We start from the raw sequence: 18,340 nt of genomic DNA, 5'->3' as shown, positions 1-18,340 counted from the left end.
AGGAGGCCCTGGCCCGGGTGCTGCCGGCGGTGGATGGCGAGGACGCCATCCTGGTCATGGCGGCGGACTCCATGATCGCCCGAGAGTTCCTTGCGAGTGCCCAGCAGCGCCTCGACCCCCGCTTCGGTGTGGCTGTGAACGATTCGGTTCGACACATTGCAGATCACCCGTGGGCGGTGGCCGCAGTACCGGCGATTCTCGCGATCACCGGCGACCGTCCGTTCAATTTGCAGGGGGTGGGACGGAATGACCGTAGGCGACTGCATGACTACGCCCGGCAGCTCGATTCCGCAATGATTGCACTAAAGGCCCCGGGGCAGGGCAACCTTTCCCTTGACAGCTCTTTCCAGGCACGGGCAGTATTTCCAGCCCGAAATCTGACGGCTCGGCAGCTCGGCGATCGTTGAGGCATTTCCGCGTGATCCAAGGCTCACCGGCTGGGCCGGGAAAATACCCTATAAGCAACAGCGTCTGCGGATTGCACACCCGCACAATGCCCGCCACCCTCAGTGACGGAGTAGCGCACGGTCCCATTCCGACCGGCTGCGCACGGCTCACAACCACATGATTCTCTCGGCCCTGGCCCCGCCGAGGCACCGTGCAAGGCGTACGAGTCATCGTGCTGGTGCTCGCTCATCCGCCGATAGGCGCCCCCTGTGGCCCGACTTCGTTCCACTCGGGGGTGTCGGTTGTGGAGGACTGCGTTGCACACCACCGAACACATGGACCCTCGGGGAGGTCATTCGGGATCCGACCCCCCTGAACGCTCGACTGCGGACTCCTTCCAGAGGATTCTGGATGCCCTGCAGGCCGCGCGAACCGAACTGCGTGCAGCCGGCTCCCTGCCGCGACCGAGCACCCACGATCCCGCCGTGGCCACAAACCTGCGGCCACTACGCCGGGCCCGCGACGAGCAGGGCCAAGGCAACTCCAGCGGCCCCGCTGCACCAGTAGCGGAGACTGCTCGCGACGGGCCGTCGCGCGCGTCCTCCCCCGATGTCGAGACCTGGGACCCGTTTCGACCGCGGGTAGCACCGAGCCCCGCGGCGAGGAGGGGGACCCACGCGTCCCCCGAACCCCCGCGCTCGCAGGCCGAACGGCCACGGACCGAGCGCCCGCGCGGGAGATCAACACGCCTGGTGGGAAAAGCCGGCAGGCTCGCAGCCTGTTGGATTGCCGCGGCAGTAGGTCTCGTTGTCATCGGTTGGATGCTGACCAGCGACGGCACGCCATCACCGGACATTCCTGGCGTGAGCGAACCGAGCAGCAGCCCTCGCCTCACCGACGGCCCTCAGGGAATGCCGAGCCCCGCCCCACCCATACTCCTCAAGGACGACAGGCAGCAGAGAAACGAGCTGACGCGTTCTCGCCACAACAGCGTGCAGTCCGATGGGCCCTCCGCCATCGAGATGCGGAAGGCTGCTGCCGGATCCGGGGATCCGGCGACCTCGGGTCCCCCCGTCCCGACGGCCACAGGGACTGCCACCTCGCCGCCGGCCTCCCCCAGCCCGAGCCAACCGCCGCCCGAGACCGAGACGCCGGCCCCGGCCACGCCCCAGCACCTCGATCTCCTCGGGATCATCGCAAGCTTGATCCATTGAACTGGCAGCACCCGCCTGCACGGGACCCGAGGTCGGTCCCGCGTGCAGCTGGCGCACGTCAGCGGGGGCTGCAAGCGTCCAGTGGCGGGCACACGGCTCCTCCTCGGCGGCCACACACGCGCGGCCCTGCGCGCGCGGCCAGGTGGCCCGGGACCAGTCGGCCGCCGGGGGCGTTCTGGTCGGCCGCCGGGGACGTTCGGGCTCGCCGAGCCGAGATGGGGCCGTCAGCCGACTTGTGGAGTTGCGGCGAATCGGGCAGCGGAGAAGCGGGCCGGATCGATTCCGGGCGTCTCACCCAGCGCGAGCTCGGCTGCACATTCCCCCACGGACGGTGCAAATTTGAAGCCGTGTCCGGAACACGCCGAGATCCGGACGAGGGCTGGAGAACCGGGCACTCGGTCGATCACGAAATCCTCGTCCGGGGTCATTGTGTAGAAACAGGTACGCCAGCGCACCGCTTCGGGCTGGATACCGGTCAGCATGCGTGCCACGGCGACCTCGATCTCCTTACGGAAATGTCGCGGCACCTCCGGCGCGGCCGACTCCGTTGCCTCACCGGGAAGGTGCTGGAGGTCATGGAATCCGATCTTGACCAGCGGCCCCTCCTCCCCCCATTCCGGGAGTCCGTAGACGACTCCGCCCTCGGGTGCTTCGTACAGGAAGACGGGGAACCCCCGCGTGGTCACGCTCGGGGCGGGGCGGAACCAGTAGACCGGCACCCGTACGGGCTCCAGCAACCCTCCGAGGCCCGTGGGCAGGGGCCCGCGCATCATGGGTCCCGCGGCCATGACCACGGACCCGCACGAGATCTCTTCACCCGAGCTCAGCCGGACGGTCGCTCCGCTCCGGTCCGGCCGTACGTCCGCGACCTCCGTGCCGAAACGCAGTACGGCATTGCGGCGGACGGCGGCATCGAGCATGGCGAGGCGGGCTCGGGTGGCGAGAATGCCGTAGGCGCCGGGCTCGTAGAGGGCCGACATCCCGGAGTCGACGGTGAACCAGGGGAAGTGTTCGGCGAGTTCCGGCGCGGCCCAGAGTTCGTAGGGGACCCCGCCGGCCTCCGCGGTCCGGCGGCTGTTTTCGACCACTCCGCTGGAGGTGGTGCCGATAAAGACTCCCCCGCTGCGGACGAGCAGGGGGTCGCCGTGCATCTGTTCCAGTTCGGACCACAGCTCGTGCGCCCGATTCAGCAGCGGCAGGTAGTGCGCGCCTTCCCGGTAGGCACGGCGGAAAATTCGGCTCTCACCGTGCGAGGAACCGTAGCGGTGGGTGGGACCGTGGGTGTCGACGGCGAGGACCGTCGCTCCTTTTTCCGCCACGGCCCAGGTGGTGGCGGAACCGAAGACGCCCAGCCCGACGACCAGGACGTCACAGCGGGTCGTGCTCACAGGCGCGTTTCCTCTCCGGCCGGTGCGGCCAGGCGCCGTTCCGGCCCGTTCGCCGCTCTGCGGCCGCGCAGAACGGAGTCGACGACCAGGGAGATCAAGGCGAGCCAGACGATGGCGAAGCACATCACGGAATTGCCGGACGGTCGCTGGCCATAGAAGGTGAAGGCGATGACGAACTGCGTTGTCGGCAGCAGGTATTGAAGGAAGCCGGCCACGGTCAGCATGATCTTCTTCGATCCGAACGAGATCAGCCACAGCGGAGTGACGGAGACCAGACCGCAGACCGCCAGCAGTCCGATGTCCGCCCCATCGGCCGCCGCCCCCGGGGCGAGGGAGTAGGAAGTGGCGGCCACGGCACCGACGGTGGCGACGGCGAGCACAGCGGTCTCCAGGGTGAGCCCGGTCACCGGATCCGCTGTCGTCAACTTCTTCAGGAAGGTGTACAACCCCCAGGTCACCCCGATCGTGACATACACCCACCAGACGAGCTCGCTGCTGCGCAGCATGAGCAGCCCGACACCCATGAGGCATACGCCGAGCGACAACGCCCGTACGGGGCCGAGCCGTTCACGCAGGACGAGGCTTCCCATGCCGATGGTCACCGCCGGGGCGATCAGATATCCCACTCCGGTCTCGATGACCCGCCCGTGAATCGAACCCCAGATGAACGTGAGCCAGTTGGCGCTGACCAGAACGGCGGCGGTGACGTGCACCAGCATCAGGCGGCCGTCGGATGCAGCGTCCAGCGCTGCCCGGATCCGGCCGAGCAGCGCGAGAGCCGCGATCAGGGCCACCAGTGAGGCCAGGATGCGGTACCCGAGCAGCGTTGCCGGCGAGATCGCGGCCAGCCCGTGCCAGTACAGGGAGGACGCCCCGAGGATCACATTCGCGGCAGCCATCGCGGCCATGCCGGCTGCGGCCTGCCCGCGGGGACCGCCGCTGCCGCTCATTCGGGCCGGGGCAGGCATGTACGGGCCCCCTCGTAGGGATGCTTCAGCCGGCACTCGACGATCTCGTACGACCAGTAGAGGGTTCCGTCGGCCGTGATGCTGAATGCTGCCCCCGCCTTCTCCCTCCAGCGCTGGAACTCCGCCAGCAGGATGTCGCGCGAGGCCTGCCACTGACGGGTGTACAGGAACAGGGGGAATGAGTGGCGCTCGATCAGTCGAAGGTCAACGGCCGTGTTGCCTCCGCTGCGGTCCATGAGCTCGGACATGACGCTGCGGATCCCGGTCAGGGAGTTCAGGCCGATCACGGCGCGCCCGGCAGGTGCCAGATGCCGCGGCAGCGCGAGAAGGAATTCCAGCAGGACCTTCTCCCCCGAGAACATCGCAGACAGGTCCAGGCCCGCTGCTCGGTCGGCTGCCAGGTCCCGGCGGCAGGTGGCGGAGGGGGTGCGCCAGCCCGGCGGATTGAAGACGATGAGGTCGAACGGGCCGTTCGTAGCAGGACCTTCGAAGAGACTTCCCTCGTGGAAGGCGATGCGGCTGTCGGGGAAGTTCAGCAGTTCGTTCTCCATGGCCGCTTTCACGGCGGCGGCCGAAATATCCATGGCCACAATGGATCGCACACCGATATTGCGGAGCAGCAGGGCCAGTGCGCCGCTGCCCGTGCCCATGTCCAGTACGGGGCCCCGCAGGCCGCGCGGGTCCACGCTGCGGACCAGGTAGTCGCCCAGGGCCAGCCCCGCCGGGCTGAGCTTGAACACCCCGGGGCGGTCGACCAGCCGCAGCACATGTCCCAGGCCGAAGTACGCCTCGTAATAGGACTCTTCCGAGGACGCGTTGCAGGACTCCTGTGAGAACGCCTCGGTGGCGATGACCGGGGATGGAGCATCGATGCGCCGACTGTTTCTCACACCCAGCATGGAACCCACCCCCTACGCGTCCGACCCGCCGGGGCGGACGGTGCCCGGTGGGTCGGTTCGAGCAAGGTCACCGAGTTGCCGGGAGCGGTTCGCCGACAGGCGCAGGGCCTCGACCAGCACATCCCGCAGTCCCTGCTCGAGCAGGTGGAAGACTCCTCGCTCCGTCGTCCCGCCGGGCGTCATCACCTCCCGGCACAGTTGATCCGGTTCACGACCGGTCGACCCAAGCAGGTCAGCGGTGCCACGCAGGACCTGACAGGACATCAGCCGCGCTTCGGCAGGCCGGAATCCGGCCTTCACCGCGAATTCGATGAAGGCGCCGGCAATGTGCGCGACGAAGGCGGGGCCGCCGCCGCACAGCGCGGTGGCATCGTCGATCAGCGCCTCGTCGGCGACAGTGAGGACTTGCCCGATCGCGGACAGTACGCGCTCGGCGCGCCCGGTCTCGCCCGGGGTAACGGCGGGTCCCGGACACATCACCGTCATCCCCTGGGAAACCTCGGAGGGGGTGTTCGGTATGGCCCGCACGATTCCCCCGGTGTCGAGGCGGGACCCAACCACTGCCGTGCTCACCCCGGCCATGACCGAGATGACGAGGACACCCTCGAATGCGCCTCTCCCCTGCGCTGCCGCGAACTCCTCGAACTGCTGCGGCTGGATGGCCAGGACGACGGTGTCGCCAGGCCTGGACGTGTAGTGGGATCGGGCGATGATGCCGAATTCCTCGCGCACCGCACGCATTCGGGACTGCGCGATCTCCACGACCTCGAGTGGTAAGTCTCCGGCCTTCTCCCGGAGTCCGGCGATGATGGCGGTGCCCATGTGTCCCGCGCCGATGACCACGACGCGATGCATGGAATCTGTCATGTGCCCCCCAAATGTTTCACCTGGTCTATTCGCATCGCAGCTTGGCTTGGCCGGTGGGTCGGCATCAGGGCAGAACCGGTCACGTTGGGAACGGCGATTATTCGGCCCCCGCCGAGGACTTCGGCACATGGCGAAAATCCCCCTTCACCAGCGGTGTTCGGGCCTCGTCGAATACGTGGTGCCGACGCCGCGGCCGAAACCGGAGGCTGGAGTTGGGCGGAGCCGCGCCGTCCGTTGGCTTGGAGGGGTTTGTCCGCGCTTCGGGCGTCACGGAGCACGACGACCTCCCGCTCGAGGACGTGGAGCGCCTCGGTCACATCGGCGCGGGGCCGGGGAGCATCGCTTGCCTCGAGCACCCTCGGCGAACGCGGCCTCACCTCCCGCGTGGCGCGGGCCACCGCTGGCGGCGCGGCGGCGTTGATCGGTCACTAGCGGCATGTGCGGCGGGCCCCGGTTCGGACCGACGGGCAAGTTCGACGAGCCGCCCGAAGTCACAGGGTTGCCCAGGGTGATCAACCACGGGTTCTCCGAGTGCCCGAAGATTCTCCGGATCCTTCCAAGGGTCACCCAGAGCTGCACCTGTCGATTGCGGGGCCCCCGCAGAGCGCTGACTGGAACGCTCCACTTCAGCGAGGCAGGCTGGACCCATGCGGTCTCTGTTCCGCTCAGATCGTCAACCAGGTGCGGGCGGACCAAGCCGGGTCCTCTTCCGACTGGCACAGTATGTGCCGTTCGTGATCATATTGCTCGGCCTCGGCGTCGAGCTCTCGGCTGCACACTGGGTGTATACGGGCCCTCTTCTCACTGCCATGCCGGCATTGGCCTCCCTGACGATGGGCCCCAAGGGCACCCTCTCGGCAGCAGCCGGCGCCCTGGCCGTCAGCGTGACAACCGCCACGTTGCACGACGCCTGGGACGGCCAGCAGATCTACAGCAACCTGCTGGGGCTGCTCGTGGTGTCGGTGGCCAGCGTCACGACCAGTAATGCCGTGCGCACGCAACGACAGCGTGAGCTCAACCAGCTCCGACGGATCGCCACGACGGCACAGGAGGTCCTGCTGCGGCCCGTACCCGCGCGGCTGGGCCCCCTGCAGGCGGCAAGCATGTATCTGGCAGCTGAGGCAGGGGCACAGATCGGCGGTGATCTGTACGAAGCGGTGCAGACCCGCTACGGGATCCGGGTGATCATGGGAGATGTGCGCGGCAAGGGGCTGCCCGCCGTCCGGTCAGCCGCAGTGGTCCTGGGCGCCTTCCGGGAGGCCGCCCACTACGAGGATGAATTGCTCGGGGTCATCGACCACTGTGCCGCCGCCCTGCGACGCGAAAGCACGATGCCGGGCACGGGCACGGACACGGACACGGACAACGACACCAACTGGGAAGACGTGGCGGAGTCCTTCGTCACGGTGCTCGTGGCGGAGGTACCGGACGCACCCCAGGTGCTCCTGGTCAACCGAGGCCATCCGCCTCCGATGCTGCTTCGCCAAGGAAAGGCGCAGGCCTTGGTGCCAACGACAACGCTGCCGCCCCTCGGCCTGGAAGACTTCATCACCGGTCCCCCCGCCAAGGCGGAGAGCTACCCGTTTGCGCCAGGCGACCGGCTGCTTCTGCACACCGATGGCGTGATCGAGGCCCGCAACCCTGCCAACGATTTCTTCGACCTCGCGGAGACCATGGAAGCCGTACGCCCCTCCCCCCCATCGGAGTTCCTGGAACAACTGCATCAGGAATTGATCCACCACACCAATGGCCGCCTGGTGGATGACGTGGCGATGCTCATCCTCGACCGGCTCGACGACGAAGCAGCCGGACCTTCGTCCGATGCGGCTTCCGCCCCGTGAGGCGGCGGGTCCTCTCCCGGTGATTCACAGCCAGTTGTTACGGCGAAATGCCCGGTACAGCAGGCCCGCGGGCACGACCATCAGGGTGATCGCCAGTGGGTATCCGTACACCCAGCCGAGCTCCGGCATGTGGGCGAAGTTCATCCCGTACACGCCGGCGATCAGCGTCGGGGTGGCGAGGATCGCGGCCCACGAGGACATGCGCCGCATGTCGTCGTTCTGCCAGGCACCCACGCGTGCGAGATGGGCGTCGAGGGCAGAGTTCAACAGCTCGTCGAGCGAGTGCACCTCAGTGTCGGTGCGCTGCATGTGGTCCGCGACGTCCCGGAAGTAGGGCCGGGCCTCTTCGGGCCATCCCTCCCGGGGACCGGCGAAGTCCTGCACCACCGGGACCAGAGGCTCCACCGCGTCCCGGAACTCCACGACTTCCCGTTTGAGGGTGTAGATCGCCTCGGTGAAGTCCTCGCGGCCCGGGGCGAACACGCGGCACTCCAACCGCGTCAGATCCGCTCGGATCCGGACAGCGACCTCCGAGTAGGAGTCCACCACGGTGTCCAGGACCGCGTGCAGTACCGCGTGCGGCCCGAACCGCAGCATCCTGGGATCGTCCTCGAGTCGTCGAGCCGCTTCAGCGGTGGGGTCGGCCGGACCGTGCCGGACAGTGAGCGCGAAACGCGGCCCGGTGAAGACCATGACATCACCGGTCTCCACCTCCGGGCCGCCCGGGAGATACCAGAGCGTCTTCAGTGCCACCGCCAGCACATCGCCGTACCGCTCCCGCTTCGGGCGCTGATACGCCTGGACGGCATCCTCGACGGCAAGGGGGTGCAGCCCGAGATAACCGGCCAGCTCCTCGAGCTCACGCGGGTCCGGCCCGTCCAAGTGCACCCACGCGAACTCCCCCTCGGCCAGCTCCTTCAGGCGACCCAAAGCGGCTGCATGACCACCGCCCTGCCAGCAGTCCACGTGCTCCGGGCCACCCGTCCGCTCGTTGTAGACCACGCACCTCATGTCTCCCGCCTGCACCGCTGCCGTCATTTCATGCATCCCCCACCAAGGACCCGCACTTGAGGTTCGGTACGGGCCTTGGTGCCGGGCTCCGGTAGCACGCTCGCCGCGCACACGACCGTGCGTGCCGCGAGCGCATTGCATGGGTGTGCCCGCGCCGTCCTGGCTGCCGTGCCCGGCGCAGCTCAGCAACGGCTCTCGGTGGGACGGGCCTCGGGCGGGGACACCCGCTCGTAACCCGCGGTGCGGTCGGCCGGCGCCGGCTGAAGCGGCGTCGCCGGATCTCCGGATCGGGTCCATCCGCCGTTGGCGTCGGTGGCCTGGAATCGCAAGGACGCGAGCGGGTGCCTCCAGCGGGCGCACCCCTTGACAGCCGCGCCCACTCGCACCACCCTTTCACTACTCAATTAGTGAAAGGGGGGTTGTCCGGGTGGTCGAATTCCGTATCGACCGGCGCAGCGGCGTCGCCACCTATGTACAGATCGTCCAGCAGACCAAGCAGGCCCTGCGGCTGGGCGTGCTGCAGCCCGGCGACCAGCTGCCCACGGCACGTGAGGTCGTGGAGGCCACCGCCGTCAACCCGAACACCGTTCTGAAGGCGTACCGCGAGCTGGAGCGCGAAGGACTGGTCGAGGCCCGCCGCGGCCTGGGCACCTTCGTACGCAAGGCGCTCGGCGCCGCCCCGACGGACTCCCCGCTGCGGGCCGAGCTCTCCGACTGGGCGGTGCGCGCCCGCGCCGCCGGGCTGGAGCGGGAGGACGTGGCGGCACTCTTCGCCGCTGTCCTCAGCGAACACTTCACGACCACCGAAAGGCAACAGGGATGACCAACACCGCCATCGAGGCGGCCGCGCTCGGCAAGAGGTTCGGCCGGCGCGGAGACTGGGCGCTGCGCGACGGCACCTTCCAGCTCCCTGCCGGGCGCGTCTGCGCCGTTGTCGGGCCCAACGGCGCGGGCAAGTCGACGCTGCTCGCCCATGCGGCCGGACTGGCCGTACCCACCAAGGGCACGGTCACCGTACTCGGCATCAACCCGGCCGCGGCCCGCTCACGCATCGGGTTCGTCGCCCAGGACAAACCGCTCTACCCGCAGCTGACGATCGCCGAGACGCTGCGCATGGGCGCCGATCTCAACCCCGGCCACTGGGACGCGGCCACCGCCGGGCGGATCGCGGCCGGCGGCGACCTCGACCCCGGGACGCGGATCCGCGCGCTCTCCGGCGGCCAGCGCACCCGCGTCGCGCTCGCCCTCGCACTGGGCAAGCGGCCCGAACTGCTGCTCCTGGACGAGCCGATGGCCGACCTCGACCCGCTCTCCCGCCACGAGCTGATGGGCGTCCTGATGGCCACGGTCGCCGAGCACGGCACCACCATCGTGATGTCCTCACATGTGATCTCCGAGTTGGAAGGCTCCTGCGACCACCTGTTGCTGATCGGCGGCGGCCGCGTGCGCCTGGCGGGCGACATCGACGCCCTGCTGGCCGCCCACACCCTGGTCACCGGGCCCGCCCGGGAAGGGGTCACCGACGCGGTCCGCGACCTGGCCCCGCACACCGTCGTGGAGTCCCGTACCACCGGACGCCAGTTCACCGCCCTCATCCGCCCCGCCGGACCTCTGCGCGAGGGCTGGCAGAGCAGCGAACCGTCCCTGGAGGAACTGCTCCTCGCCCATCTGCGCAGCCCCCACTCCCCCGTACCGGCCTCCCAGGCCGCACGCACGCCGACCACCGGCCGGAAGAGGTCCCCGTGACCGCCCCCACCGCCCTGCCGGTCCCGGCCGCGTCCCACCTGCTGGGACGCCGTAGTCCCGCAGTCCGCACCCCGAAGGAGACCACCAAAATGACCGCCCTCACCGCCCAGGCCCCGGCACCGGGCCACCAACCCTCCGCCACAGGGCGCGCGATACTGCGCCTGCACCGCCCGGCGCTGCTGGTCTGGGGCGTCTTGCTCGTGCTCACCATCGGCGTCCTCCTCTGGCTGCACGGGTTCAAGGCGGACTCGGAACGGCAGGCGATCGCGGCATGCCTCGCCGTGCCGGCCGATGTGTGCGGCCCGGGGCCCGATACCGGTCCCTTCATCACCCGCGTCAACAACCTCATGAACCTCATCGGCGAGGTCATTACCTATCTCCCCTGCGCCGTCGCCGCCTGGGCGGGCGCCGCGCTGATCGGCCGCGAACTGGAGACGGGCACCGCGCGGCTCGCCTGGACCCAATCGCTCTCGCCGACCCGTTGGCTGGCGGCGAAACTCGCCGTGCCTGCCGCAGTGCTGGCCGCCGGAACGGCTGTCCTCGTCCTGGTCTTCAACTGGGTCTGGACTGCCGACAACGACCTTCTGGTCACCGCGTGGTACTGGGACCGGGTCTTCATCCCCCGCGGGCCGGTAGCGGTGTCCCTCGTCCTGTGCGGGCTGGCCGCCGGCGCCCTGGCCGGCCTGATGCTGCGCCGCACGCTGCCCGCCCTGGGCGTGGCCGGCGGCTTCATGCTGGCCTTCCGCCTGTACCTGTACGACATCTGGACATCCATCTGGCCGGCCAACTCGCACACCACCAGCGCCAAGGCCCACCCGCCGGCCGACTTCTGGCCGCTGAACCTCCTGGCGACCGGAATCGTCCTGGCCATCACCGCCCTGACCACTGCCGCCGCCTTCTGGCTGCTCCGCCGACGCACCCCATAAGGCGCGGTCCTCCCCGAACATCCCTCCAAAAGGGAGGGGTGTTCGGGGAGTTGTAAGGAATCCGTCCAGCAAACACGCCATGCCGGGGTGTCACTGACCGACCCGGGCAGTCGCGCACCCGAGCACGTGGCGGGCCGCGGCCGACCGAACTCAAAGCAGCCACGCAAAACGCTCGGCTGGGAAACCCAGCCGAGCGCCTCGCCAAGCTGCTGGACCTATCCGGCTGCCCAGCAGTGCTGCAACGACCATCCGCCCGTCGGCCGACGCCGACGGTTCCCCGGGGCCCAAGCGCATCGCCTCCCGGCTTGCCGTGGGACAGGCCGTCGCCTTCAGGATCCAGGCGCCGGCGACCGGGCCGTCGCCGTACGGCTCACCGTCGTACGCGGCCACTGCGGCCTCCCTCCTTAGTTCCTCACCCTGACGGCCCAGCCTCTTCCCCGGGGCGCCCACCGAACCTGGGGCCTTCCGAGTCCTCCGAGCGCATGAGCAGTCGGCCCTTTGGCAGAGCCCAATTGCTTGCGGACCACTCCGCCCCGCCCACGCGAAGCGCGGACGGGGCGGCTACGAACAAGCCACTCCCATACGGTCAAGGGCTGACCGTGTGGGTGTCGGTGCCGGTGGAGGGGGCGAATTGGGCGTTGCCGTTGTAGGTGGTGGTGATGGCGTGGGCGCCGATGGACAGTCCTTGGTTGGTGACCTTGGCCACGCCGTTGACGAGGGCGGCGGTGAACGTGCCACCGCCGCTTCCTCCGATCACGAAGGTGACCGTTCCGGTGGGCGTTCCCGTCGCGGGAGGCGTCGGCGTCACGGTCGCCGTGAAGGTGACGACCCGGCCGGGAAGAGAGGGGTCGGGTGAGGAGACGACCGTGGTGGTGGTCGCGGCTCGGTTCACCGTCTGGGTATCCGTGGCGCTCGAAGCGGCGAAGTCGGAGGCGCCGCCGTAGTTGGCCGTGACCGTGTGTGGACCGGTACCCAGACCGCTATTGGTGACTGTGGCCACACCGCCGACGAGCGGGGCCGTGACGGGCGAGGCGCCGTCGAAGAGGAACGTCACGGTGCCCGTGGGGGTCCCCGCCGCCGGCACGTTCGATGCGACGGTGGCGGTGTAGGTGACCGTCTGGCCGAAGGTGGACGGGTCGGGGTTGGAGGTGACGGTAGTGGTGGTTGCGGCGCGAACCACCGTGTGGGTGTCGGTGCCGGTGGAGGTGCTGAAGTTGGCGTCGCCGTTGTAAGTGGCGGTGGCGGTGTGGTTGCCGACGGAAAGGGTGCCGGCGCTGACGACCGCGATGCCGGACGCGTCGAGGGTCCCGGTCAGTGTGGGGCCGCCGCTGATGGCGAAGGTGACGGTACCGGTCGGGGTACCCGCGCCCGGAGCGATGGGAGCGACAGTGGCGGTGAAGGTGACCGCCTGACCGAAGGACGAGGGATCGGGGGCGGAGATGACGGTGGTGGTGGTTGCGCCCCGGCCCACGGTGTGGGTGTCGGTGCCGGACGAACCTGTGAAGTCGGTGTCGCCGTTGTAGGTGGCGGTGACGGAACGGCTGCCCGTTGGAAGGGAGTTGAGGGTGAGCTGCGCCCTGCCGTCCTGGGCCACGGGCACGGTAGTGGTCCCCCCGCCGCCGCTGATGGCGAAGGTGACGGTGCCTGTGGGCGTTCCGGCTCCCGGCGCCACCGGGGTCACGTGGGCGGTGAAGGTGACGGGTTGTCCGAAGACGGTGGGGTCGGGTGAAGAGGTGACGGTGGTGGTGGTCGCGGCGCGCCCCACGGTGTGGGTGTCGCTGCCGGTGGATGTGTTGAAGCTGGGGTCGCCCGCGGCGTTGTAGGTCGCTTGGACGGTGTGGCCGCCGGTGGTGAGAGTGCTGACGCTGACGGTGGCGACGCCGCCCGCAAGCGTACCGGTGAGGGTGGTGGTGCCGTCGATGGTGAAGGTGACGGTGCCGGACGGGGTTCCGGCTCCCGGCGCGACAGGCGCGACGGTGGCGGTGAAGGTGGCCGTCTGCCCGAACACCGTCGGATCGGTTGAAGAGGTGACGGTGGTGGATGTGTCGGCGGGGTTGACGGTGTGGGTGTCGGTGCCGGTCGAGCGGTTGTATGTGGTGTCGCCGTTGTAAGTGGCGGTGGCGGCATGGGTGCTGACACTGAGGGTGTCGAGGGTGAGTTGAGCGGTTCCGGCGGCGTCGAGGGGCCGGGTGAAGGAGCCTCCGCCGGTTCCGGCGATGGTGAAGGTGACGGTTCCGGTCGGGACGGGACCGGGCTGGGCGGAGGTCACGGTCGCGGTGAAGGTGACGGGTTGTCCGAAGACCGAGGGGTCGGGACCGGAGGTGAGCGTGGTGGTGTTGGAGGGTTCCACCTCGACCGAGTGGGTGTCGGATCCGGTCGACGAGAGGTGGTCGGTGTCGCCGTTGTAGGCGGCGGTGATGGTGTGCGAGCCCAAACCGAGTGTGCTCGTGATGAGTTGGGCGTTCCCAGCGGCGTCGAGCGTTTCGGTGAAGGTGCCACCGCCGGTGCCGGAGATGGTGAAGGTGACGGTTCCGGTCGGGGTTCCGGCTCCGGGGCCGACCGGTGAGACCGTCGCGCTGACGGTGACGGGCTGCCCCACGGCGGACGGATCGGGTGTGCCGGAGACGGTGGTCGTCGTCGCTGCCCGGTTGACGGCGTGAACGCCGGATCCGGTTGAGGCCGTGAATTCGTCGTCGCCGTTGTACGCGGCGGTCACCGAATAGCTGCCCGCCGGCAGCGAGTCCAGGGTGAGCTGGGCCGTGCTGTCCGCAGCCACGGGCACGGTCGCGGTTCCTCCCCCGCCGCTGATGGTGAAGGTGACGGTGCCTGTGGGCGTTCCGGCTCCCGGTGCCATGGGGGTCACCTGCGCGGTGAAGGTGACCGGCTGTCCGAAGGCGGTGGGGTCCGGGTCGGAGGTGACGGTCGTGGTGGTTCCCGCGGGGAGCACGGTGTGGGTGTCGCTGCCGGTGGCGGTGTGGAAGTTGGGGTCGCCCGCGCCCACATAGGTGGCCTGGACGTCATGTGCGCCCGGTGTGAGCGTGTCCGTGCTGACGGTGGCGATGCCGCCCGCGAGCGTACCCGTGAGCGTGGTGGTGCCGTCGATGGTGAAAGTGACGGTTCCGGCCGGGGTTCCGGCTCCCGGCGCGACCGGCGCGACGGTGGCGGTGAAGGTGGCCCTCTGCCCGACGACCGTGGGGTCGGGTGCTGAAGTGACGGTCGTGGTCGTGTCCGCCGGTTCGACGTTGTGGCTGTCGGCACCGGTGGACGGCATGAAGTTGGTGTCGCCGTTGTACGTGGCGGTGCCGCTGTACGTGCCGACGGCGAGGGCGTCGCTGGTGAAGGTGGCGACGCCGCCGGCGTCCAGCGGGACGGTGACGGTGCCGCCGCCGCTCTCGGTGAAAGTGACGGTTCCCGTGGGCGTGCCCGCACCCGGAGCGACGGGCGTGACGGTGGCGGTGAAGGTGACCGTCTGCCCGAACACCGACGGGTCGGGCGAGGACGTCACCGTCGTTGTCGTCGCGGAGCGGTTGACGACCTGAGTGTCCGTCCCGCTGGAGGGGAGGAAGTTGGCATCGCCGTTGTAGGTGGCGGTCGCGGCGTAGGACCCGGGTGCGAAGGGGGGAATGGTGCCCGTGACGACCCCGTCCGCGTCCAGGGGCAGCGTGACGGAGTCGCCCTGGTTGCCGCTGATGGTGACGGTGCCCGTGGGAACGCCCGCACCCGGTGCCACGGGTGTCACCGTGATGGTGAAGCCGACTTCCTGCCCGAAGACCGACGGGTCGGGGGCGGACGCCAGCACGGTTGTGGTTGATGCGCGGTTGACGGTGTGGGTGTCGGTTCCGCTGGACGGGGCGAAGTTGTTGTCGCCGTTGTAGGTGGCGACGATGGTGTAGGTGCCGGCGGGGAGTGAACTGGCGCTGACGACCGCGATGCCGGACGCGTCGAGGGTTCCGGTCAGTGTGGGGCCGCCGCTGACGGAGAAGGTGACAGTACCGGTGGGCGGCCCCCCTCCGGGCGCCAGTGGGGCACTCACCGTGGCGAAGACGACCGTCTGGCCGAAGCTCGTCGGGTCCGGGCTGCTGACGACGGTGGTCGTCGTGGTGGCCTGAACCACGGTGTGGGTGTCGGTGCCCGAGGAGCCTGTGAAGGCGGTGTCGCCGCTGTAGGTGGCGGTCACCGAATAGGTGCCGACCGGAAGGGAGTTGAGACTCAGCGTCGCTGTACCGTCGACGGCCAGCGGGACCGTGGCGGTTCCTCCTCCGTTGCTGATGGTGAAGGTGACGGTCCCGGTGGGTGCACCGGCGCCCGGTGCCACGGGAGTCACTTGGGCGATGAACGTGGCCGGCCGGCCGTAGACCATGGGGTCCGAGGCGGACGTGACGCTCGTGGTGGTCCCCGCGGGGAGCACGGTGTGGGTGTCAGTGCCGGTGGAGGTGTTGAAGCTGGGGTCCCCCGCGGCGTTGTATGTCGCTTGGACGGTGTGGGCGCCCGTCGTGAGTGCGTCGGTGCCGACGGTGGCGGTGCCGGTTACGTCGAGGGTTCCGGTGAGAGTGATGGTGCCGTCGATGGTGAAGGTGACCGTGCCGGCCGGGGTTCCGGCTCCCGGCGCGACGGGCGCGACGGTGGCGGTGAAAGTGGCCGTCTGTCCGGACACCGTCGGGTCGGGCGAGGAGCCCACGGAGGTGGTCGTGTCCGCGACGGTGACGGTGTGCGTGTCGGCGCCGGTGGAGGAACTGTAGTCGGTGTCGCCGCCGTAGGTGGCCGTCGCGGCGTGGGTGGCGACGCTGAGGGAAGCCAGGGTGAGTTGGGCGCTGCCGGACGCATCGAGCGGCGCGGTGAAGGTGCCCCCGCCCGCACCGGCTACGACGAACGTGGTGACCCCCGTGGGGACGGGGCCGGGCTGTGCCGGGATCACGGTCGCGGTGAAGGTGACGGGCTGTCCGAAGACGGACGGGTCGGGACCGGACGTCAGAGTGGTGGTGTTGGAGGGCTCCACCTCGACGGTGTGGGTCTCCGTGCCGGTGGCGACGGCGTAGTCGGGAGCGCCATTGTAGGTAGCGGTGATGGTGTGGCCGCCCAACCCGAGTGTGTTGAGGGCGAGTTGGGCGGTACCGGTCGCGTCGAGGGTTTCGGTGAAGGTGCCGCCGCCGCTGCCGCCGATGACGAAGGTGACCGTGCCCGAAGGCGTACCGTTCCCCGGGGCCACCGCGGCCACCGTCGCGCTGATGGTGACCGGTTGCCCCGACCTGGAGGGATCGGGCGCGTCCGTGACGCTGACCGTGGTCGCTGCCTGGTTGACGGTGTGAGTGTCGCTGCCGGTGGATCCGGCATGGTTGCCGTCGCCGTTGTAGGTGGCGGTGACGGAATAGCCGCCTGCGGGCAGGGAGTCGAGGGTGAGCCGGGCGCTTCCGTCCATGTCGAGCGGAACGGTGGTCGTGCCCCCGCCCCCGCTGATGATGAACGTCACCGTTCCCGTGGGCACCCCGGCCCCAGGGGCGACGGACGTCACAAGGGCGGTGAAAGTGATCGGCTGCCTGAACACGGACGGATCAGGTGCCGAGGTGACCGATGTGTTGGTCGCTGCCTGACCCACGGTGTGGGTGCCGGTGCCGTCGGATGCGAGGTAGCCCGTATCTCCGGCATAGGAGGCTTCGACGGTGTGGGTGCCGGGCGTCAGGGTGTCGGTGCTGACGGTCGCGGTGCCCGTCGTGTCGAGGGTTCCGGTGAGGGTGGTGGTGTCGTCGAAGGTGAAGGTGACGGTGCCGATGGGGGTTCCGGCTCCCGGCGCGACGGGCGCGACCGTTGCGGTGAAGGTCGCGGGCTGGCCGAACACGGTCGGATCGGGCGAGGAGTCGACGGTGGTGGTTGTGGCGGCGGGTTGGATGACGTGGGTGTCCGCGCCCGTCGAACCGGCGAAGTTGCTGTCGCCGTTGTAGGTCGCGGTGGCCGCGTACGCACGAGGGGGCAGAGCGGGGACGGTGAGGGAGGCGACGCCGCCCGGGCCCAGGGGGAGGACGATCGATCCGCCTCCGCTTTCCGTGATCGTGACGGTTCCGGTGGGGACGCCCGCGCCGGGAGCGATGGGGGTGACGGTCGCGGTGAGAAGGATTTCCTGGCCGAATACGGAGGGGTCGGGGGCCGTGGCGAGCACGGTGGAGGTCGCGGTGCGGTTGATGACATGGGTGTCGGTGCCGCTGGAGGGGAGGAAGTTGGCATCGCCGTTGTAGGTGGCGGTGGCGACGTAGGACCCGGGTGCGAAGGGAGGGAGGGTCCCGGTGACGACCCCGTCCGCGTCCAGGGGGAACGTGACGGAGCCGCCGTCGTTTCCGCTGATGGTGACGGTGCCTGTGGGAACGCCGGCCCCCGGCGCCACGGGTGTCACCGTGATGGTGAATCCGACTTCCTGCCCGAAGACCGACGGGTCGGGGGCGGACGCCAGCACGGTTGTGGTTGCGGCGCGGCCCACGGTGTGGGTGTCGGTACCGCCGGACGGGGCGAAGTTGGTGTCGCCGTTGTAGGTGGCGACGATGGTGTAGTCGCCGGCGGGGAGTGAGCTGGCGCTGACGACCGCGACGCCGGACGCGTCGAGGGTTCCGGTCAGTGTGGGGCCGCCGCTGATGGCGAAGGTGACGGTACCGGAGGGTGATCCCCCTCCCGGCGCCAGTGGGGAACTCACCGTGGCGAAGACGACCGTTTGGCCGAAGCTCGTCGGGTCCGGGTCGCTGACGACGGTGGTCGTCGTGGGGGCCCGACCCACGGTGTGGGTGTCGGTGCCGGAGGAACCAGCGTGGTCGGAGTCGCCGCTGTAGGTGGCGGTCACCGAATACGTGCCGACCGGTAGGGAGTTGAGCGTCAGCACCGCCGCGCCTGTGGTGTCGACCGGCACGGTGACCACCGGCACGGTGACGACAGCTGCATCGTCGAAGACGAACGTGACCGTCCCGGTTGGCACAGCCGGTCCGGGAATGTCCGAGGCCACTGTCGCAGTGAACGTCAGCGGCTGTCCGAAGGCGGTGGGGTCGGGGTCGGAGGTGACGGTCGTGGTGGTCCCTGCGGGGAGCACGGTGTGGGTGTCGGTGCCGGTGGAGGTGTT

11 protein-coding genes are annotated in these 18,340 nt (G+C 69.4%); 5 read left to right on the top strand and 6 right to left on the bottom strand.

All coding sequences use genetic code 11. The features are described 5' to 3' along the window. Positions 1-17: 17 nt before the first annotated feature. Positions 18-407, top strand: coding sequence for a hypothetical protein (locus AB0M26_RS26015; protein ID WP_365264456.1), 390 nt, complete (start codon positions 18-20; stop codon positions 405-407). Between the two features lie 1,418 nt (positions 408-1,825). On the opposite strand, the gene solA is transcribed toward AB0M26_RS26015, so the two are convergent. From solA to proC, 4 genes are read right to left on the bottom strand one after another with little or no spacing between them, the layout of a single operon-like run. Continuing rightward, positions 1,826-2,989 (bottom strand): N-methyl-L-tryptophan oxidase, encoded by a 1,164-nt coding sequence (solA, locus tag AB0M26_RS26010; protein WP_365264453.1) that lies wholly within the window; start codon positions 2,987-2,989, stop codon positions 1,826-1,828. Continuing rightward, positions 2,986-3,957 carry an EamA family transporter gene (locus AB0M26_RS26005; protein ID WP_365264451.1) on the bottom strand — a complete coding sequence of 324 codons (972 nt, stop codon included), beginning with the start codon at positions 3,955-3,957 and terminating at the stop codon, positions 2,986-2,988. Before AB0M26_RS26005 ends, solA begins: the two co-directional genes overlap by 4 nt. Next, entirely contained in the window at positions 3,936-4,856 is a 921-nt protein-coding gene (locus AB0M26_RS26000) for a methyltransferase (RefSeq protein WP_365264448.1), read from the bottom strand. Before AB0M26_RS26000 ends, AB0M26_RS26005 begins: the two co-directional genes overlap by 22 nt. A gap of 12 nt (positions 4,857-4,868) precedes the next feature. Beyond that, on the bottom strand, positions 4,869-5,723 hold the full coding sequence (gene proC / locus AB0M26_RS25995; protein WP_365264445.1) for a pyrroline-5-carboxylate reductase: 855 nt from the start codon (positions 5,721-5,723) through the stop codon (positions 4,869-4,871). A 647-nt stretch (positions 5,724-6,370) separates the two neighbouring features. Here proC and AB0M26_RS25990 point away from each other — a divergent pair. Then, complete coding sequence (locus AB0M26_RS25990; protein WP_365264443.1) at positions 6,371-7,564, top strand: PP2C family protein-serine/threonine phosphatase; 1,194 nt, start codon at positions 6,371-6,373, stop codon at positions 7,562-7,564. Positions 7,565-7,588: 24 nt separating this feature from the next. Here the strand turns inward: AB0M26_RS25990 and AB0M26_RS25985 are convergent, their stop codons facing one another. Continuing rightward, entirely contained in the window at positions 7,589-8,602 is a 1,014-nt protein-coding gene (locus AB0M26_RS25985; RefSeq protein ID WP_365264441.1) for a magnesium and cobalt transport protein CorA, read from the bottom strand. A gap of 400 nt (positions 8,603-9,002) precedes the next feature. Between AB0M26_RS25985 and AB0M26_RS25980 the strand changes: the two genes are divergently transcribed. From AB0M26_RS25980 to AB0M26_RS25970, 3 genes are all read left to right on the top strand, one after another. Then, on the top strand, positions 9,003-9,398 hold the full coding sequence (locus tag AB0M26_RS25980; protein ID WP_365264439.1) for a GntR family transcriptional regulator: 396 nt from the start codon (positions 9,003-9,005) through the stop codon (positions 9,396-9,398). Further along, a complete protein-coding gene (locus AB0M26_RS25975; RefSeq protein WP_365264437.1) occupies positions 9,395-10,321 on the top strand; it encodes an ABC transporter ATP-binding protein in 927 nt (308 codons plus the stop codon). Before AB0M26_RS25980 ends, AB0M26_RS25975 begins: the two co-directional genes overlap by 4 nt. An 89-nt stretch (positions 10,322-10,410) precedes the next feature. Next, a complete protein-coding gene (locus AB0M26_RS25970; protein ID WP_365264435.1) occupies positions 10,411-11,247 on the top strand; it encodes a hypothetical protein in 837 nt (278 codons plus the stop codon). Between the two features lie 586 nt (positions 11,248-11,833). On the opposite strand, the gene AB0M26_RS25965 is transcribed toward AB0M26_RS25970, so the two are convergent. After that, on the bottom strand, positions 11,834-18,310 hold the full coding sequence (locus tag AB0M26_RS25965) for an Ig-like domain-containing protein (RefSeq protein ID WP_365264432.1): 6,477 nt from the start codon (positions 18,308-18,310) through the stop codon (positions 11,834-11,836). Positions 18,311-18,340: the final 30 nt, after the last annotated feature.

It is taken from the genome of Streptomyces sp. NPDC051776 (assembly GCF_040681345.1).
Lineage (GTDB): Bacteria > Actinomycetota > Actinomycetes > Streptomycetales > Streptomycetaceae > Streptomyces.
This window is presented reverse-complemented; position numbering and strand designations above follow the sequence as displayed.